This window comes from Neisseria sp. P0021.S005 (assembly GCF_051956955.1).
The window spans coordinates 1-1,531 of sequence record NZ_JBQCWY010000712.1 but is presented as its reverse complement, the minus strand read 5'-3'; the positions used below and the strand labels follow the sequence as shown (position 1 = coordinate 1,531).

Here is a 1,531-nt window from a genome sequence, read left to right as displayed (position 1 = left end):
TTGCCTGAAAGATGGAAAACGGCATGAAGTCTATCATATTTTGGGCGTTTTTTCAGACGGCATGGGGGTGAATATGTTATATTTACGCCTAAAAACCAAATTTTCCGGACAACATGAAACGCGCCAAGAAATATCCTTTTTTATCCTTACAGCGGCAACGTTTTCATCTGAGCTTTGAAAACGCTTCTTCCGCCGCCAACCTTCCGTCAGAGAACGACTTCTACCGCTGGGCGTGGTCGGCCTTGAAAAATGAATACCGCCGCGCAGACATCAGCCTGATTCTTCTGGACGAAGAAGAAGCCCGCGCCTACAACCGCGACTACCGCGGCAAGGATTACGCCACCAATGTATTGAGTTTCGCGCTCAACGAAGGCGAAATCCTGCCCGACCAGTTTTCAGACGGCTTGTATGGCGATTTGGTAATTTGTCCGCAAGTGGTTTTGAAAGAGGCCGCCGAACAAGGCAAAACACCTGAGCAGCATTTTGCCCACCTGACCATACACGGTACTTTACACCTGATGGGCTACGACCACATCGAAGACAATGAAGCCGAAATAATGGAAGCCGAAGAAATCCGCCTGATGCTGGCGGCAGGCTTCCCCAACCCCTACCAAGAGGACGAATATTAAAATGGACGGTACGCAGTCGAAACCCAAGTTTTTCGAACGCCTAATCTCCCGACTTGCCGGCGAGCCTGATTCCGCCGAAGACGTATTGACCCTGCTGCGCCAAGCGCACGAGCAGGAAGTTTTTGATGCCGACACACTGACCCGGCTGGAAAAAGTATTGGACTTTGCCGAGCTGGAAGTGCGCGATGCCATGATTACGCGCAGCCGCATGAACGTATTGAAAGAAAACGACAGCATCGAGCGCATCACGGCCTACATCATCGAAACCGCCCATTCGCGTTTCCCCGTCATCGGCGAAGACAAAGACGAAGTTTTGGGCATTTTGCACGCCAAAGACCTGCTCAAATATATGTTCAACCCCGAGCAGTTCCACCTGAAATCCGTCTTGCGCCCTGCCGTTTTCGTCCCCGAAGGCAAATCACTGGCCTCCCTTTTAAAAGAATTCCGCGAACAACGCAACCACATGGCGATTGTCATTGACGAATACGGCGGTACATCCGGCCTGGTAACCTTTGAAGACATCATCGAGCAAATCGTCGGCGACATCGAAGACGAATTTGATGAAGACGACAGCGCCGACAATATCCACGCCGTTTCTTCCGAACGCTGGCGCATCCACGCTGCCACCGAAATCAAAGACATCAACACCTTCTTCGGTACGGAATACAGCAGCGAAGAAGCCGATACCATCGGTGGCCTGGTCATTCAAGAATTGGGACACCTGCCCGTACGCGGCGAAAAAGTCATCATCGGCAGCCTGCAATTTACCGTCGCACGCGCCGACAACCGCCGTCTGCACACCCTGATGGCCACACGAATTAAAGAAAACACGGATAAACCATGATTATTCTGGATCACGTCTCCAAACACTATCAAACACGCGACAACAAAGACTTTGTCGC

2 protein-coding genes are annotated in these 1,531 nt (G+C 51.3%); both read left to right on the top strand.

The features are described 5' to 3' along the window. The first annotated feature begins 113 nt into the window (after positions 1 to 113). The gene (gene ybeY, locus ACTHUE_RS18600) at positions 114 to 629 is read left to right on the top strand and encodes an rRNA maturation RNase YbeY (RefSeq protein ID WP_049344870.1); all 516 of its coding nucleotides are present in this window, start codon (positions 114 to 116) and stop codon (positions 627 to 629) included. 1 nt (position 630) lies between these two features. After that, the gene (locus tag ACTHUE_RS18595) at positions 631 to 1,473 is read left to right on the top strand and encodes an HlyC/CorC family transporter (protein WP_049344871.1); all 843 of its coding nucleotides are present in this window, start codon (positions 631 to 633) and stop codon (positions 1,471 to 1,473) included. Positions 1,474 to 1,531: the final 58 nt, after the last annotated feature.